Source organism: Endozoicomonas sp. ALB032 (genome assembly GCF_049310125.1).
GTDB lineage: Bacteria > Pseudomonadota > Gammaproteobacteria > Pseudomonadales > Endozoicomonadaceae > Endozoicomonas_A.
The window spans coordinates 3660832-3675414 of record NZ_JBLYNW010000001.1; the positions used below are offsets into that span (position 1 = coordinate 3660832).

16 protein-coding genes are annotated in these 14583 nt (G+C 46.8%); 6 read left to right on the forward strand and 10 right to left on the reverse strand.

The window, feature by feature from the left end:
* Position 1 precedes the first annotated feature (1 nt).
* Positions 2–1216, reverse strand: a complete 1215-nt coding sequence (locus ACO6VG_RS13790; RefSeq protein WP_422132842.1) for an efflux RND transporter periplasmic adaptor subunit — start codon at positions 1214–1216, stop codon at positions 2–4.
* Positions 1217–1933: 717 nt separating this feature from the next.
* Here ACO6VG_RS13790 and ACO6VG_RS13795 point away from each other — a divergent pair.
* The gene (locus ACO6VG_RS13795) at positions 1934–2632 is read left to right on the forward strand and encodes a response regulator (protein ID WP_422132843.1); all 699 of its coding nucleotides are present in this window, start codon (positions 1934–1936) and stop codon (positions 2630–2632) included.
* A 17-nt stretch (positions 2633–2649) separates the two neighbouring features.
* Complete coding sequence (locus ACO6VG_RS13800) at positions 2650–4023, forward strand: ATP-binding protein (RefSeq protein WP_422132844.1); 1374 nt, start codon at positions 2650–2652, stop codon at positions 4021–4023.
* 78 nt (positions 4024–4101) lie between these two features.
* Here the strand turns inward: ACO6VG_RS13800 and ACO6VG_RS13805 are convergent, their stop codons facing one another.
* The 3 genes from ACO6VG_RS13805 to ACO6VG_RS13815 form a co-directional block, all read right to left on the reverse strand.
* The gene (locus ACO6VG_RS13805; protein WP_422132845.1) at positions 4102–4488 is read right to left on the reverse strand and encodes a VanZ family protein; all 387 of its coding nucleotides are present in this window, start codon (positions 4486–4488) and stop codon (positions 4102–4104) included.
* Positions 4489–4526: 38 nt separating this feature from the next.
* Entirely contained in the window at positions 4527–5228 is a 702-nt protein-coding gene (locus ACO6VG_RS13810; protein WP_422132846.1) for a pseudouridine synthase, read from the reverse strand.
* Positions 5229–5396: 168 nt separating this feature from the next.
* The gene (locus ACO6VG_RS13815; RefSeq protein WP_422132847.1) at positions 5397–5597 is read right to left on the reverse strand and encodes a DUF2788 domain-containing protein; all 201 of its coding nucleotides are present in this window, start codon (positions 5595–5597) and stop codon (positions 5397–5399) included.
* 190 nt (positions 5598–5787) lie between these two features.
* Here ACO6VG_RS13815 and ACO6VG_RS13820 point away from each other — a divergent pair, with 190 nt between their 5' ends.
* Together ACO6VG_RS13820 and ACO6VG_RS13825 are read left to right on the forward strand one after the other, a co-directional pair.
* Positions 5788–6150 (forward strand): hypothetical protein, encoded by a 363-nt coding sequence (locus ACO6VG_RS13820; RefSeq protein ID WP_422132848.1) that lies wholly within the window; start codon positions 5788–5790, stop codon positions 6148–6150.
* Between the two features lie 82 nt (positions 6151–6232).
* On the forward strand, positions 6233–7339 hold the full coding sequence (locus ACO6VG_RS13825) for a hypothetical protein (protein WP_422474356.1): 1107 nt from the start codon (positions 6233–6235) through the stop codon (positions 7337–7339).
* Between the two features lie 4 nt (positions 7340–7343).
* Here the strand turns inward: ACO6VG_RS13825 and ACO6VG_RS13830 are convergent, their stop codons facing one another.
* The 5 genes from ACO6VG_RS13830 to ACO6VG_RS13850 all read right to left on the reverse strand — a co-directional run bounded on the left by ACO6VG_RS13830 (position 7344) and on the right by ACO6VG_RS13850 (position 10562).
* Complete coding sequence (locus tag ACO6VG_RS13830; RefSeq protein ID WP_422132850.1) at positions 7344–7949, reverse strand: DUF416 family protein; 606 nt, start codon at positions 7947–7949, stop codon at positions 7344–7346.
* A gap of 120 nt (positions 7950–8069) precedes the next feature.
* A complete protein-coding gene (locus ACO6VG_RS13835; RefSeq protein ID WP_422132851.1) occupies positions 8070–8555 on the reverse strand; it encodes a hypothetical protein in 486 nt (161 codons plus the stop codon).
* Between the two features lie 623 nt (positions 8556–9178).
* Positions 9179–9745 (reverse strand): elongation factor P-like protein YeiP, encoded by a 567-nt coding sequence (yeiP, locus tag ACO6VG_RS13840; RefSeq protein ID WP_422132852.1) that lies wholly within the window; start codon positions 9743–9745, stop codon positions 9179–9181.
* Positions 9746–9859: 114 nt separating this feature from the next.
* Positions 9860–10282, reverse strand: a complete 423-nt coding sequence (locus ACO6VG_RS13845) for a DUF3301 domain-containing protein (protein WP_422132853.1) — start codon at positions 10280–10282, stop codon at positions 9860–9862.
* A gap of 91 nt (positions 10283–10373) precedes the next feature.
* Complete coding sequence (locus ACO6VG_RS13850; protein WP_422137399.1) at positions 10374–10562, reverse strand: hypothetical protein; 189 nt, start codon at positions 10560–10562, stop codon at positions 10374–10376.
* A gap of 382 nt (positions 10563–10944) precedes the next feature.
* Between ACO6VG_RS13850 and ald the strand changes: the two genes are divergently transcribed.
* Both ald and ACO6VG_RS13860 read left to right on the forward strand, forming a co-directional pair.
* The gene (gene ald, locus ACO6VG_RS13855) at positions 10945–12066 is read left to right on the forward strand and encodes an alanine dehydrogenase (RefSeq protein ID WP_422137400.1); all 1122 of its coding nucleotides are present in this window, start codon (positions 10945–10947) and stop codon (positions 12064–12066) included.
* Positions 12067–12236: 170 nt separating this feature from the next.
* Positions 12237–12692 carry a GNAT family N-acetyltransferase gene (locus ACO6VG_RS13860; protein WP_422132856.1) on the forward strand — a complete coding sequence of 152 codons (456 nt, stop codon included), beginning with the start codon at positions 12237–12239 and terminating at the stop codon, positions 12690–12692.
* Between the two features lie 70 nt (positions 12693–12762).
* Here ACO6VG_RS13860 and ACO6VG_RS13865 read toward each other — a convergent pair whose 3' ends face one another.
* Entirely contained in the window at positions 12763–14256 is a 1494-nt protein-coding gene (locus tag ACO6VG_RS13865) for a CoA-acylating methylmalonate-semialdehyde dehydrogenase (protein WP_422132857.1), read from the reverse strand.
* Positions 14257–14583 lie beyond the last annotated feature (327 nt).

Below are 14583 nucleotides of genomic sequence, written 5' to 3' on the forward strand. Positions count from 1 at the left end.
GTTACCCTTGTTTGTTAGCCTGGCTGCCCTGCTCTTGATCAGACTTTGGCTGGGCTTCAATTCCGCCTGTCTCTGGATCAATTGTGACGCTGGTGGGAGTGACTTTGACACCCGGACGAACTTTCTGGAGGCCTTCAACGATGATTTTTTCACCGGCTTTAAGTCCAGAGTCTACAACCCACATTGGCCCCAGGCGACGTCCAAGTTCTACCTGACGGGTTTCAACTGCGTTATTAGCATCTACGACCAATACAAAGCGGCCCGATTGGTTTTCCTGAACGGCAGACTGCGGGATGATCGGATGTTCGGTTTTGTTCTTGCCTTCCACGATCAGGGTGACGTAAAGGCCCGGAACTATGATGCCCTGAGGATTCGGGAATTCAGCCCGCAGGGTTAGGGTTCCCGTGGTTTCATCGACTCTGGTGTCTGCGAAATTGAAGGTGCCCTTGTGATCGTAATCGCTGCCATTGGGTAAACGCAGGCTCATTTCAAAGTCCTGCTTTTCGGATGTCCGGCTGCCAGAACTTTCCTGCAAGCGGCTGATGAATAGTTGTTCGTCGACCTGGAAGTTGACATAGATAGGGTCAATCGAATTCAGAGTTGCCAGAGGTTCACTATTGGGACCTACCAGGTTACCCACGCTGTAATTGGTGCGGCCGATCTGACCTTTAAAGGGGGCTATGATTTTGGTGTAGCTAAGATCCAGTTTGGCAGTATCCAGCTGCGCTTCAGCAGCTTGAACAGAGGCTTCTGCCTGAGCTTCTTTGCTGGTCTGGGTGTCCAGATCAGCCTGACTGATATAGCCTTTTTTATGAAGATCCTTGCTGCGTTGAAGGTCTTTTTTCGACTTGTTCAACTCTGCGTTAGCACTGGCCAGATCAGCTTCGGCCTTTTTAAGGTTGGCGATATACGGTTTCGGGTCTATAACGAATAGCAGCTGATCTTTCTCGACGGTTTGCCCTTCAATGAAGTCTCTCTTTGCGAGAAAGCCTTCTACTCTCGCTCTCAGGTCGACAGTATTAACAGCTTCTGTACGAGCGACATATTCTTTGTAATCGCCAACAGGCTGCTCCGTAACACTGATAACTGAAACAGCAGGGGGAGGCATTTTTCTTTGTTCCTGCTCTTGATTACAGCCTGACAAGGCTAACAGAGATGCGACAAGCAAGCCGAAAGGGAGCAGGGGGCGTTGTCTATTTCTGATGATTGATTTCATCGATGGCTCCGAGAGAAAGAGTCTCAAGTTCAGATTTCCAGCCCACGGTCAGAGTCTTGTGGTATGAGTGTGCCGGTCAGGAGATCTCTCCGCCAGGCAATACACCGGCAAGTCTAGTCTGTAAATAGTCTTAGCTGCTTGCACAAGAGTTTATTCAGGCATGATTACAGTTAGTTTTCACCTGTCTTTTATTCTGTGCAACCGCCACCATTGAGTGCCGGAGAAGGTGAATACAAACATTAATTATTGAGCGTTTATACTCAAAGTCACCCGTTTTTCTATAGTTGGCGCAGTATTTTGCAGAGCTGAGCATACTCGTGCTGGAAAAGTAATGAGTATTGTACTCAGCTAAAGGCTGATTCCTACCACTAAATTAAAAATAAAGCATTTGTTTACAGGACGCTTACTTCAGATGCGAGTAAATCTTTTTACAGAGTGCTTACTGACTCTAACCCCAGTGTATATACGGGCTTCAATACACTGTGGCCATTGTTTAAACGCTAAAGTTTTTCAACAAAGAAGGGGGCGATTGAAACGAAGGTCTTCCGGAATGTTGAGCTCTGTTTGTTTGCAACAAGACAATTTGTTGTTTCGTGACGCTTTCCGGGGTCGTGTTGGATAAGTCAGCTGACAGACTCTCTGTAAATTTTGTGCCCTGTGCTGTACCTTTAACCCCGCCTTGCCCCTGCGGGGTCTTTTTTTATTGAGGAGCTGCCAATGAGTAATGAAAATCTAGAGCTTCTGTTGATAGATGATGATATTGAACTCTGTGAATTGTTGATTGAGTACCTGGCCACAGAAGGGTACTCTGTCAATGCAGTTCATGATGGTGAGTCAGGTGCCCATGCTGCCCTCTCTGGCGAGTATCAGCTGGTATTGCTCGATGTTACCCTGCCAAAACTGAACGGTTTCGAAGTCCTGAAAAAAATCCGTCAGACGTCTGATATCCCGGTATTGATGTTAACGGCTCGTGGCGATGATGTAGATCGCATCATTGGGCTGGAAATCGGAGCGGATGATTATCTGCCCAAGCCCTATAACCACCGCGAACTGGTAGCCAGGATCAAGGCCATTCTGAGAAGGGGAAGGTCACCGGGGACCGAGGTCGGTAATAAAGTCCTTTCTATTGATGATATCACTCTCAATCTGGCAAACCGTGAAGCCAAGATGGGTGAAACACTGCTTGAGCTGACGGCCACTGAGTTTATGGTTCTCAAGGCACTGATTGAAAAAGCTGGCGAATTGATCTCCAGAGATGAATTGACCCAAATCGCATTGAACCGTCGTCTGACACTTTATGATCGCGCGATTGATATGCATGTGAGCAATGTACGCAAGAAAATTGGCACACGACCGGATGGCTCACCCAGAATTAAAACCGTCCGTGGTGCCGGCTACTTCTATATACGACCATGATTAAACAAGTCCGGAGAATGTTGGTCTGGCCATTTCAGCGTCTGTTCTGGAAGTTGTTCCTGTGGTTCTGGCTTACCATGTTGTCGATGATGGCTGCCATGGTTATAGCGGTGGCCATAACGGTGAATCCCTCGGATTTTCTGTCAGAACGCAGAGAGCTGTTTCGTGAACTGGAGATCGTTTCCAGAAAAGTCGAACGCATGGCTTCTGGTTGGGCTCCCCACACTCCTTTCCCTCAGTTCAGCGGAAGTTATTTTTACCTTTTTGATCCTGCCGGTGAAGTGATGGGTAGAAGAGCCATTCCGGACGAACTGATGTCCGCTTATGATCGAACCCATGATCGCACTGAGCCTACCATTACTTTCAGAAGTGGAGTGGTAGTTGTAGGCCCCAGGAAAGTCTGGATTGGACGAGTGCCTTATGATCTGTTTCTGACCAAGGAAATGCCCAGACTGGTTCACTGGCGAGTGACCAAAGTACTTTCTCAGCAATGGCATCTGGTCATCATTGCTCTGGCGGTCAGTTTTCTGCTCTGCATCATGCTGGCGCGCTATCTGGTAGTCCCCATCAGGCGATTGCAGATAACCTCCAGAAAGTTGGCGAAAGGAGAGCTCTCTGCCCGGGTGGAAGCCACTGTTCGACAAAGAGGCGACGAGCTGGGAGAATTTGCCCGCGACTTTGATCACATGGCAGAGCAGTTAGAGACGCTGATCAATAACAAGGAAATCTTACTCAGAAACGTCTCTCATGAGTTACGTTCCCCGTTAACCCGGTTGCAGATTTCTCTGGCGCTGGCTCGAAGAAAAACGCCAGAAGCTGAGGCAGAACATGGGCGTATAGAGAGGGAAATTGAGCGCCTTGATGAGCTGATTGGTGAGATTATTCGTTTCTCCCGTATTCAGCATGGTCTGAGTGAAGTGGCCTGTGAGCAGGTCAATCTGGAGCAGCTTATCAAGGAATTGGTGGATGACGGCAATTTTGAAGCTCAGGCGCAGAATAAAGGTGTTGATCTGATTAAGAGCCAGCCTGTTGAGATTGTTGGAGTGCGTGACTGGCTGAGCAGCGCCGCTGAAAACATCATTCGTAATGCCATCCGATTTACTCCGCAAGGCAGTAATGTTGAAGTGACACTGGAACAATTTCGGCGAAATGTGATCATCAAAGTACGGGACAAAGGTCCGGGTGTTCCTGAAGAGGTGCTGGAGTCCATGTTCGAACCTTTCTTCAGGGTGGATGAAACCCGAGGCAAGGAGAATGATGGATTTGGACTGGGGACTGCCATAGCAATGGGTGCTATAGCCAATCACGATGGGTCAATCTGCGCCAGAAATGCCCACCCTGGTCTTGAAGTAACGATCAGGATACCTCTGGACAATAAGCGCAAGTTATGACCGGCATCTGCCAGAAATCAGGGAGAACGCCGCAATGAATTGAAGCGCTGGCAAAGCTGAAGACTCCTCGCTCAGCATTTACGTTAGAGACCAGCGCCAGTTGATCAGCGGTATGCGCTTCCAGACAGGAATAGTGAAAAAGTACAGACCTGTTCCGGCCAGGTCAGCCATCAGGTCAGCCAGTGAAAAAAAGCGATATTCCGTTTGTAATTGCAGCAATTCAATGAGAAAGCCGTAGGCCATTAAACCACTGACTTTCCATAAGTTGAATGGCTGGTTTGGAAAGCTGGCATCCATCAGAAAAGCTAACAGCAGAAAAGCTGCAAGATGTTGAAGCTTATCGTTTACAGCACTGAGGGGGACTTTTTCTATTGGCAATAGGGACAAAACCACAATAGATGCCATGGCCAGCAGGAGGGCAGTCCGGGCCAGTTTTGTGTAATGAGTCTTGAATAATGCTATCAAGCTGTCCTTCCTGTCGATTCCTGAAAATGATCAGATATTTATTTTCTATGACGTTTTGTAAAACCTTTTCGAGCCAGTTTATTGGCGCTGGAACGATTTCTGGTAATACTGTTTTGTTTTAATTGTACCTTTAAAGCATCTGGTATCTCTATCTCGCACCAGTTTCCCGGTTTGAGTTCGTCCAGTGCCCAATCACCTATACGGTATCGTATTAGTCTCAGGGTAGGGTGGCCAACTGCTGCGGTCATGCGTCGAACTTGTCTGTTTCGTCCCTCTCGAATAGTCAGCTCCAACCAGCAGTCAGGGATGAACTTTCTTTCCCTTATGGGCGGTGTCCTTGGCCAGACTGCTGGAGCCTCTATGATTCTGGCTTTTGCAGGAAGTGTCTTGCCGTCTTTGAACTCTATGCCTTTTCTCAGTTTCTCCAATGCCCGTTCATTGGGTATGCCTTCCACCTGAACCCAGTAGGTTTTATCCATCTTGTGAAGGGGAGAACTGACCTGATGTTGAATCTGTCCATTGTTAGTGAGTAGCACCAGCCCTTCACTATCCCTGTCCAGGCGACCAGCAGGATAAACACCTGGAATGGGCAGGTAATCCTTAAGCGTAGGGCGCCCTTCTGAATCGGTGAATTGAGTCAGTACATTGAAAGGCTTGTTAAACAGAATCAGTCGGGGAGCGGGAGTCTTTTCTGTTTTCTTCTCGGGAGAACCGGGGGGGTGGAGGGGGCGACCTGACATCGGGCTCAGTCTCATTGGCTTTGGCTGATATTATAAAGTGATTGAGACAGAACAAAAGCCCTGAAGTCTAATCTGAATAATGGGCGAGACTCTGCAAACGTTCGACAGGATTACGCTGTTTTGAGTGGTAAGTGCGTGTTCAATCGTCGCAGAGTCAGGCAAAAGGCCTTAACCACCAATCGTTTTCATCAAAACACCTTTCAGGACAAACCCCAGTACACCCAGGCATAAAGCGCCAAAAAGAATAAATGTACCAAACTTTCCCGCTTTCGACTTTTTAGCCAGATCGTAAACAATGAAACCCATGAACAACACCAGAGCTGTCAGGAGGGCTTTCATCATCAGGCTTTCAAAACTGTCTATATCCATACTTCACTCCAGCGAATAGGGCTACTCATTCTATCGCCGGTGAATTCTATGTCTACACTGAAATAAGAAGAACTGGCTGATGTCATCGGAAAGTAAGGTTGAGCTGGAAAGAATACAAAGTGCCAAAGCGATAATGGGCCATTGACTGGTGAGTAAATGGCCGCTTACTTCGCTAAAAGGAGAGAACCCTATGGCCTCCCGTATCAGATTGATTGATGTCACCAAGCTTAAGAAATCGTCCTGGCTTGTTCAGCAGGAATCCGAAGCTGCAGTAAAGACCGCCAAAGCAGGCATTAACCAACAGAAAGACTTTATGGATTCTGTTGGTATGGATAAAAAGAAACTCCGTGAGTTTATCAATAGCGATGCCTGGCCCACCCATTTCAAGCATAAAGCCCGTCAGGAGCTGATTAAGTTCAATGATGAGCTGAAGAGTGACCTTTCTCAAGAAGCATCACTGAAACGAAAAGAACTCAGAATGGCTAATCGACTGCTGAAACCTAAGACAAAATCAGGATCCTCCGGCAGAAGGCATCGGACCGGATTTGTCTGATGGTCCGAACGGAACGGCCGGATCGAGCAGAAAACAGTGTTTTTTTACTGAATATTCATGTGGATGACAGGGGCGGTTTTTCATGGCTACCGTTAATGGAGTTAACAGTAATAATAATGTTAATGTTGTTGATTCTTCCAAGCTCAGTCAGCAGGACTTTGTCTCGGCTGTCTACCTTGAGCGCGGGAACATGCTGGACTCAGAAGTCCGCAAACTTCTCAGTGAGATAGAAACTTCTAATAAGCTATTGGGTAACGTCAATACTCTGATCAACAAATCCAACATAGCCCAGTATGGCACCAGTCAATACAAGCAGACGACCTGGACCACTAACGGTAATAACATTGTACTGGATAATGGTTATGGTATTGCTATTCAGCCGGATGCTAATGGCAAAACTACCTTCACTCTGGTGGATGCTGAAGGCAATCAACTCAATTATCAAAACCAGGCACTGGTGCCGGTTGCCAAGGGCTCCATATCGGATGCCAAACAGGTGGGCATTCCGGTTATGAATGATATGACTATGGTGTTGGATGATGGTACTGAGATTACTTTTCAAACATCTGCTCCCGGAACTCCCTTTGATCCTTCCAATTTGTCAGGAGGTCTCGCGGATATCACCGGAATCACCATCACCAGAGGCAATCAGGGGCTTACAGTAACTGACTTGAATACGGCAAAGCCTGTTATAGGTACACCAAATCTCAATGGCACCGCCCTGGATGCTGCCAGTAACGATGGTTATGTTCTACTTGAGGCGGGTGGGCTTCATTCCTGGGAGTTTGACGGAGTGAATACCAACCAGATGTCTCGTAAGGACCCGAACGATTCCAGTCAAACTCTCAGTGGCTATGCAGCCCGTAAAGTTGCCTTCCAGAATAGTTTTACTAATGAAGTGACTGGTGGTATGCCAGCATTGACTCAGGAAGAGCGTGATGTTCTCAGTAATCTGCTGAAGATCAATTACACTGACGCCAGTGGAAAAGGCCAGCTCACACCAGAGGAATGGGCTTCGCTGAAGACATCACTGAACGCGGCAAAAGAAAATCTGACGGGGAGTAACCAGTTGCAGACTGTCCAGTTGCAGCGTGCGATGACTACTTACAATCAGAACTTTGATACGATGTCGAACTCTCAGAGTAAAATATATACATTGCTGAAAGATATCATCAGTAATTCGAAATGATAAATCACTCAAGACTGATACCAATGTGGCTGATTCCTTCATTCCTGGCCAAAGCCCTGATCTGTTTCATAACATCGGGGCTTTGCTTGCTTCTGCTGATTTGATCCAGCAGTTCTTTAATAAACGCAATCTGTTGCTGATAAAGCTCATGCTGCTCAACATACTGTTGGAGTTCAGTCCCTTTAAGCTCTTCAGCTTCTGTATACTTAACGAATTTACCAATGGTGCTCAGTGAGAGTGTCAAGGCACTGGCTGTCTCTCCAGCATCAGGTTCCATAGCACAGTTAACGGCACATATCGTACTGATAACACTGTCGTAAGCTGGAATGGCGCCAAACATCTCCCACTCATCAAGGTCGGGTACATTCGGCTCAAGCTTCTCCAGAAGACGCTCAAAGTTTTTGGCTGATTGATAGCCTGCGACGTTATCCCAGAGCATATTAAGAGAGTGTCGAACGTCTTCGGGAAGTCCAAACTCTGTCAGTTCGGCAAACAGGGCAAAGTTGGGCCAGCTTCTTTCACAGACAGCAGTTGTGACTGCTACGAGCTTCCAGGCTGGAAGTTTATGCAGTTGACGCAAGAACTGAGCGTATTGTCGATGTGTGTTCAAGGTGAAACCTCAGGCCAGAATATCTGGACAGGGATTCTAACGGGATTATACCGGGAAGGCACTGCTTGGAAGAATTTCCTGAGTCAGTTAGAGCTTTGGCTACAAATCATAACCCTTTAATTAGATCTGCCATTTGAAGTTAACAGTGAAAGAATCCAGATCATAATCAGAATTGAGCTCAATTGTAGAATTATCGAACATGCAGGTTTCTGCTTTGACGTTACTGCTGAATTGGACCTTACCACAGTCGCCGAATTCGAACTGTGTTTTTTCCTTGATGAAGTCCATGCCTTCTTTGATGGGTCTGGCAACACCAATGTAGTCAAGCCCGAGAAATGCAGCACTGGCGGCAGCCTGTTCGGCCAGCTTTTTGGGATCGCTAACAGCTTTGTATACAAAAGAGCTGACTTTTTTCTGGTTTACTTTGGATTTTTCCCGGATAGACAACTCAGGCATTCTATTGACGTTTTTTGATCGCTTAGTAGTTATGGTGGAGAACGGGTCAATCATCGAAACATCACGAGAGTAGACAGTGCTGTAATGAGGGGACCCTGAAAGATAATGACCTTCCGAGTCCGACAGTGCTACAACCGGGAACAAAGTCATGAAAAAGCACGACCCCCATTTGCAACATGCACTAGAGCTGTTTAAAGATTTGCTTCCATCCATGGTGCTAACCCTTAGTTAGCGCTGAATGCGCTTCCATCCAAATTATATTGCCAGTCTATACGACATGCTGGCAATAGAAAAACCCCTACTATTCAGTTAAGCATGTTCAGGCTGAAGTGCCTTGAATTTCCTGCTCAATATAGCGACATAATATATATGTTTTTTCGTTATTATATTGTGAAATAATTTCTCAGGATGGCCGTGATGAATGGTACAAAAAGAGAAAAACACCTCGTTATCCATTCGTTGTGTATTGGGACCATATAGTTAGTTATATTCCTTCGTATTTATTTCACTTATTACTGGTTTTTTCCTTGAACTATGAAATCTACAAGAAAACTCTGGTATCTGACCTTATCGGCCACGGGGTTGCTATCTTGACCCTTTTGCAGGCTCTGGGCTGTGAATGACCAATACTATCTGGTCATAATGCCCTGACATTAGGTGACCGAGCGAATGTATTGACTCCAATGGCGATCGTTTTTAACAGCGCACTCAAGTGCACTGTTGAAGGTTTAAATCGCAGAAGGTTTGAAGAGCCAAAAAGGTATGATCCGACTTTATGCTCTGGACATGAATTTGCCTGTCTCTGTATTAATCTTGATGATTTCTCCGGTACTCAGGTATTCTGGAACCTGAACTTCAAGACCGGTAGTCAATCGTGCTGTTTTGGTTCGAGCAGCAGCAGAAGCACCTTTAATCGCGGGAGAGGTATCAATAATTTCCAGAGCGATAGATGACGGTAGTTCAATAGCCAGTAGCTGACCATCGACCAAGAGAGCGATCAGTCCTTCCATGCCATCAGACATATAGGGAAGTTGCTCTTGAATGGTGCTTGAGTTAACCAGATATTGGCTGTAGTCCTCACTGTCCATAAAGGTAAATTCATCACCTTCACGATAGAGAAGCGAAACTGTTCGGCGGAGTAAGTCGACATCAGCAAACTGATCGTCACCTGTGCAGGTCATCTCCAGCTTTTGGCCATCGGGAATGGAGCTGAAACGAAACTTGTAGAGGGTTGAGGCACCGCGAGCGGACGGACTCTTGGTTTCCTGCTGTCGAACGATGCAATACTGGTTTTCAATTTGAACAATCTGACCTTTCTTCAGATCTTTGGCATGGGCCATTTGTTTTAACCTCGGTTCAAAGGGGGCAGGCAAATTCTATCACAGGACAGAAATTGCCATCGGCTCGTTAATCATTTGTATATTGGGTCTGAATGTTTGGGCTGAAACGATGTACTAGGGCTTCGTGTCCTGGTAGTTTGTCAGATCAACTGCATCAGATGGATTGTTATTCTTGGGCTGAGTATCCTCTGAATACTCTGTAGACATGATCAGATTCGAAGTTTGCTGTTCTTCAGGGTTAGTGTATTGCAAATTCACTACCTGCAAGTATTGACCGAGCAAGCGTATATGACCCGGGTAACGCTGAATCCCATCGGGTGTAAATTCAAAACTGAAATCTCTGGCAAGGCGCATCTGACCGTCTGGACTGCGCTTGAAACGTGTAGAATAACGAACCACTGTCCCATCAAGAAGCTGTAAGTTCATTTCCTTGCAGGCACGTCTGCCATGCATGATCGCGATCTCTCTTGCTTTTGTTGTATCAGCCCAGTACCAGGCAAAAGCTGCTCCAAGTAGCATCCAGATGATAATATTCATAGGGGCATTTTATAGCCAAGCAAGACAGAAAAGCTATGTCTCAAGCGTTTCTTTACAAGTTGTGGCGTTTTTCTGAGTAATAAACCAGAAATCAGTGCAGATGTCTTGGATTGCTGGCTTTACCAATGGGCTTTCCATCACGGTCAATGATCTTTTCTCTGGGGTCGACTCTGTAAATTCTTCTGAAGTATTCCGCCGCCAGGGCTTTCTGATCAGTAAACTGCTTGATGTCTACGCCAACCCGGTTGAGATATTCAAGCATAAAAATGGTGTCGGGCACGTTAGCCTCCAACTATTGGCTCCATAAAGTGACTCTCTACTATCCAGATCATCCATTCCGGGTTTTGGTCGAACAAAGGTCTCACTGAAATTCGAAACCAGAATAGCAGCAATATGTTTCGTTTCTTTGACTTGGTACGTGCTTTCTCCAATCTTTAAAGCCTCCTTATTGTTTCTATTGACTAACCTCTGGGAGTCTTTTTCCTCTTCGCTTGCGGTGAGGCAGTTGATTGCCTGAAAATTTCTGGAGTTGGTGATTTTATTTGTAGTGTTAGTTTTTTTGGTTGAATATTCTGAAAAAAATTTCAAATAAAAATAATTCACTAAACCGAGGATCTTATACTAGTTTATAAGCGTAGATAAAGCTTGGGCTGGGGGAATATATGCTGGTAGGTGTGCCGAAAGAAATAAAAAATCATGAGTATCGAGTCGGGTTGACACCCGCTGCAGTTAAGGAACTCGTGGCACAGGGACATGAAGTTATGGTTGAAATGAATGCCGGAGCAGGTATTGGTTTCACCGATGATTGTTATGAGAATGCCGGAGCTACTGTTGTTAAAAGTGCCGAGGCAGTTTTCAAAAAGGCTGAGCTGATTGTTAAGGTCAAGGAACCTCAGGCTATTGAAAGAGCAAGGCTGCGTCCTCACCATACTCTCTTTACTTACCTTCATCTGGCGCCAGACGTTCCTCAAACTCAGGATCTGATTGAATCAGGAGCTACCTGCATTGCTTATGAGACTGTAACAGATGCTAATGGTCGTCTGCCTTTGCTGGCACCCATGTCAGAAGTCGCTGGTCGTATGTCTATTCAGGCTGGCGCCCACTGTCTCGAGAAGTCCCAGTCAGGTCGTGGCGTACTCATGGGCGGTGTTCCGGGTGTAGATCCTGCGAAGGTTGTCATTATCGGTGGCGGTGTTGTTGGTCAAAATGCTGCAGCTATGGCTGTTGGCATGGGGGCAGACGCTGTTATTCTGGATCGCTCTGTGGACACTCTCAGACAGCTTGACGCCCGCTATGGCAACCGTATTAAAACCGTGTTTTCTACTCATCATTCTATTGAAGAGCATGTACTGACAGCTGATCTGCTGGTAGGCGGAGTTCTGCTGCCAGGTGCTGCCGCACCCAAATTGGTGACCAGAGATCTTGTCAGCAGAATGAAGCGTGGCTCTGTTATTGTTGATGTTGCTATTGATCAGGGTGGTTGTGTTGAAACGTCCAGACCCACCACCCATGATGATCCTACCTTCATCGTGGATGGTGTTGTTCACTACTGTGTGGCCAACATGCCAGGTGCCGTGGCAAGAACTTCTACAGTGGCACTGACAAATGCAACGCTGCCATATGTTCTGGACATTGCCAATAAGGGGACTCGTAAAGCTCTTGAGGATAATTCACACCTGCTGGAAGGTCTTAACGTCTGCAAAGGCATAGTGACCTGTGAGAGCGTTGCTCAGGTACAAAACCTGACCTACAGATCTGCTGCTGAAATGCTGTCTGAAATCTGATTTAAGGTTATCTGAACCGAAAACTCTGGTTTGCTTTTGGAAGCCAGAGTTTTTTGTTTTTAATTCTTGAGAGATGGTCCGGCGAGCAGGATACTCTGTTGGGTAGCTCGTTACTTAACAGTGAATAGATATTCACACACAGGTTGATTGATTTTGGGTTGGATTCGGGTTTGATTAATTGGCAATGGTCCAGGTTTGAAGAACTTACCGGGCAGGAAGTATATAGCATTCTTAAAGCCCGTCAGGATGTCTTTATCGTTGAGCAGGATTGCCCTTATCACGATGCGGATGGGGTTGATCAAAGGTGTCTGCACTTATCAGGCTGGAGGGAAGGTGAAAATAATCTTGCGGCCTATCTGAGGATTATACCCCCATCCTCCCCCGAATCTGTTGTGGCTATTGGTCGTGTTATCACTACATACTCTTACCGTGGTGGCGGGTTGGGCAAAGAGTTGATGAAACGAGCGGTAGAAAAAGCCACCGAACTCTTTCCTGAGTATGATCTTTATCTCAGTGGTCAGGCTCACCTTCAAACATTTTATGGCGCTTATGGCTTTAAAGCTGAAGGTGACATCTATGAGGAAGATGGTATCCCCCATATTGCTATGTTTTTAAGAAGATCTTGATGACCGGCCGCTCCTGTTGTCTCTGACAACTGATTCTGCTGTGTGCCAGCTTCTAATGTTCAGTGGCTATTCATTTCATGGTAGGAATGACAAACTCTGCGCCTGGTCTGATTCCGATTGGCCAACGAGAAGTAATAGCTTTGCGACGTGTATAAAACTTCACACCTTCCATGCCGTGCATATGCAGTGGACCAAACAGAGACCGCTTCCAGCCGCCAAAGCTGTGGAATGACATTGGGACTGGAATGGGTACATTAATACCGACCATGCCGATCTGGATGTCATGGGCAAACTGTCGGGCACTGTTGCCATCACGAGTGAATATGGCAGCACCGTTGCCGTATTCATGATCATTGATCAGGGTGACCGCTGTCTCATAATCAGGCACTCGTACTATCGACAGTACCGGTCCGAATATCTCTTCCCGGTAAATGGACATATCGGTGGTAACATTGTCGAACAGGCAGCCGCCCAGAAAGTAACCCTCTTCGTGGCCCTCAACGGAAAAATTTCTGCCGTCCACGACCAGTTTGGCACCCTGGGCAATACCGGCATCCACATAACCTGATACCTTGCTGCGGTGCTCCTGGCTGATGAGTGGACCCAGTTCAATACCAGACATCAGACCGTTACCCACCTTCAAGGCTTTCACTCTCGGAGTCAGGCGTTCAATCAGTGCATCCGCTACATCACCCACAGCAACTGCAACAGAAATAGCCATACAGCGTTCGCCCGCAGAACCATAGGCAGCACCTATCAGTGCATCAACGGCCTGATCAAGATCAGCATCTGGCATAATAACCATGTGGTTTTTGGCTCCACCCAGAGCCTGAACGCGCTTTCCGTGGTGGCAGCCTTTCTGATAGATATACTCAGCAACAGCTGTAGAGCCAACAAAACTGACGGCCTGAACATCCCTTGAGGCGAGGATAGTATCAACAGCTTCCTTATCACCATTGACCACATTCAAAACACCATCGGGAAGACCGGCTTCTTTCATCAACTCGGCCAGACGGAAAGGAACTGAGGGGTCTTTTTCTGAAGGTTTGAGAATAAACGTGTTACCGCAGGCAATGGCCAGGGGGAACATCCACATGGGAACCATGGCCGGGAAGTTAAAAGGTGTGATTCCGGCCACTACGCCCAAGGGTTGGCTGACGGACCAGGCATCCACATCAGTTCCCACATTTTCTGTGTATTCCCCTTTCAGCAGGTGAGGAATACCACAAGCGAATTCTACGACTTCCAATCCACGGGTAATATCGCCATGAGCATCTTCCAGAACTTTTCCATGTTCTCTGGTCAGCATTTCAGCCAGCTCATTACGGTGTCTTTCAACCAGTTCCCTGTATTTGAAGAGAAGTCTTGCGCGATTTAGTGGGGTGACATTTCGCCATTGCTCAAAAGCCTGTTTGGCTGTGGCTATAGCAACCTCGACCTCCATGGCACTGGCCAGAGAAACAGAAGCTTCCTGCTGTCCGGTAGCAGGGTTAAAAACGGGTAACTGTCGTGCGCTGGGTGCAGAGGGCAAGCCGGCGATGAAATGGTTGATTTGAGCACTCATGTCAGGGCTCCTTACAGTTCATTACTTTTATTGTTCAGAGTGAAACCATTACCTTTTTAAGGTTACGGGAATTCAGTCTCCGTATGAAGAGGCTGTCGCAAAACTCCAACAACTCCTTTGACTCAAGAACTTCTGGATTACGGCTGACTGCAGTTATTCTGCGAACCTGCTCAAATGGTTGTTGAGCAGGTTGACTTGAATAGTGGCAAAATAAGGCATTGGAGCAACCCTTCGGAAATATTCTGTAAATAGAATAGATCCAGCTTTCAGAATGTGAGAGGGTTTTTATTCACTTGACTCCATAGAGGGCTGTCTATTCTCGAGCCC

Bases quoted from the DNA above. Each gene is read 5' to 3' on its own strand.
- ACO6VG_RS13790 (WP_422132842.1), bottom strand. From the start codon at position 1,216: ATGAAATCAATCATCAGAAATAGACAACGCCCCCTGCTCCCTTTCGGC.
- ACO6VG_RS13795 (WP_422132843.1), top strand. From the start codon at position 1,934: ATGAGTAATGAAAATCTAGAGCTTCTGTTGATAGATGATGATATTGAA.
- ACO6VG_RS13800 (WP_422132844.1), top strand. From the start codon at position 2,650: ATGTTGGTCTGGCCATTTCAGCGTCTGTTCTGGAAGTTGTTCCTGTGG.
- ACO6VG_RS13810 (WP_422132846.1), bottom strand. From the start codon at position 5,228: ATGTCAGGTCGCCCCCTCCACCCCCCCGGTTCTCCCGAGAAGAAAACA.
- ACO6VG_RS13815 (WP_422132847.1), bottom strand. From the start codon at position 5,597: ATGGATATAGACAGTTTTGAAAGCCTGATGATGAAAGCCCTCCTGACA.
- ACO6VG_RS13820 (WP_422132848.1), top strand. From the start codon at position 5,788: ATGGCCTCCCGTATCAGATTGATTGATGTCACCAAGCTTAAGAAATCG.
- ACO6VG_RS13825 (WP_422474356.1), top strand. From the start codon at position 6,233: ATGGCTACCGTTAATGGAGTTAACAGTAATAATAATGTTAATGTTGTT.
- ACO6VG_RS13835 (WP_422132851.1), bottom strand. From the start codon at position 8,555: ATGACTTTGTTCCCGGTTGTAGCACTGTCGGACTCGGAAGGTCATTAT.
- yeiP (WP_422132852.1), bottom strand. From the start codon at position 9,745: ATGGCCCATGCCAAAGATCTGAAGAAAGGTCAGATTGTTCAAATTGAA.
- ACO6VG_RS13845 (WP_422132853.1), bottom strand. From the start codon at position 10,282: ATGAATATTATCATCTGGATGCTACTTGGAGCAGCTTTTGCCTGGTAC.
- ald (WP_422137400.1), top strand. From the start codon at position 10,945: ATGCTGGTAGGTGTGCCGAAAGAAATAAAAAATCATGAGTATCGAGTC.
- ACO6VG_RS13865 (WP_422132857.1), bottom strand. From the start codon at position 14,256: ATGAGTGCTCAAATCAACCATTTCATCGCCGGCTTGCCCTCTGCACCC.